Source organism: Sutterella sp. (assembly GCF_052272535.1).
Taxonomy (GTDB): domain Bacteria; phylum Pseudomonadota; class Gammaproteobacteria; order Burkholderiales; family Burkholderiaceae_F; genus Sutterella.
Genome location: NZ_DAVZJY010000366.1, coordinates 1 through 1,257, shown reverse-complemented (window position 1 = coordinate 1,257; position 1,257 = coordinate 1). Strand labels below are relative to the sequence as shown.

Here is a 1,257-nt window from a genome sequence, read left to right as displayed (position 1 = left end):
CCGCTTCCGTCAGGGGCGAGAGAACGTCGAGCCCCCCGGCCACCACGGCCTTCACGAATCCCGTGCGCAGGAGGCGCGCGCCTTCGGCGACGGCCTTCGCGCCCGCGGTGCAGGCGGTTGAGACCGTGATCACGGGGCCGCAGATCCCGAGGATGCGGGCGGCTGCGGGCGCCGTGCGGCCGATCTCAAGAAGCCGCCACTTCTCTTCGGGAGCCGCCTCGGGGCGCGTGCGCAGCCCTTCGACCACTTCGGGCGTTCCGGCGGCGGTGCCGCCGAAGACGAAGCCGATCTCCGCGGGCCCGACGCCTGCGTCCAAAGCCCGGCGCACGAGGGGGCGGATCATGTGGAGCGTGAAGAGCAGCGTGCGGGTGCGCTCCTTCTCGGGAACGCCGAGGTCGTCGGCCGTGCGGCGCGCGGCCTCGAGAAAGGATTCGGGCACGCGCCCGAGGGCGGCTTCGTCGGGGAAGCTCCCGGGACGGGCGAGGCGCAGAAGCGTCTCGGTCGCATCGTTGCCCAAGGGCGAGAGGAGCCGTGCGGCGGGAATGAGGACCGCCGCGGGCGGGGGATTCTTCGGAGAGGAGGTCATCGAAGGCTGAAGGGCTCGTGTGGCGCGGAGTTTCAAGCCGCACCGGCAGTGGAGATGAGGTTAATTTTAGGCGGCGCCGCACTATTCTTCCCGAATTCGCCGCCTCCTTTTTCCAATAAGCTCTCTGAAAGGAATCCTCATGTCCCGCATCAACGTTCCCGCGCTTCAGGAACTCCTCGGACCCGCAGGCTTGGCGCTGCGCCTCGTTGAGACGCCGTTTTTGAGCTCCGGCGCCGGCCGGTGGCTGATCGCCGCGGACGAGACCGGGATCGTGCGCTGCGCGTCGCTTCTTGACGCCGAGGCCGAGGAAGCGAAAGGGCTCGTTGCCTCCCGCCGCGGCGGGAAGGCCGCCGAAGCGATGGCCGACCGCGCGCTCGAGGCCTACCGCGCCTGGTTCAGAGGCGCTGCGAACCTCACCGAGAACGAAATCCCGTTCTCTGAGCGCCTTCAGGGGCCCGAATACGTGAAGCGTTGCTGGCGTGCGGCCCGCGGGGTGCCCCCGGGCGCGTGCATCTCCTACGGCGAAGTCGCACGCCGCGCGGGGATGCCCGGAGCGGCGCGCGTCGCGGGATCGGCGATGCGGCGCAACCCCGTCCTCATCCTGACGCCGTGTCACCGCGTCGTGCCTTCGCGCGCCCTCCAAACTCGGTCCATCCAGGACTGCGGCGGGT

At 70.2% G+C, this 1,257-nt stretch carries 2 protein-coding genes; one reads left to right on the top strand and one right to left on the bottom strand.

What is annotated here, in order from left to right; translation table 11 throughout:
• Window positions 1-586 (bottom strand): beta-ketoacyl synthase N-terminal-like domain-containing protein (locus ACT6Y9_RS11025; protein ID WP_443744564.1); only part of this gene is annotated, 586 nt, incomplete at its 3' end.
• Window positions 587-725: 139 nt separating this feature from the next.
• Between ACT6Y9_RS11025 and ACT6Y9_RS11020 the strand changes: the two genes are divergently transcribed.
• The coding region (locus ACT6Y9_RS11020) for a methylated-DNA--[protein]-cysteine S-methyltransferase (RefSeq protein WP_443744563.1) at window positions 726-1,257 on the top strand (532 nt) is incomplete at its 3' end.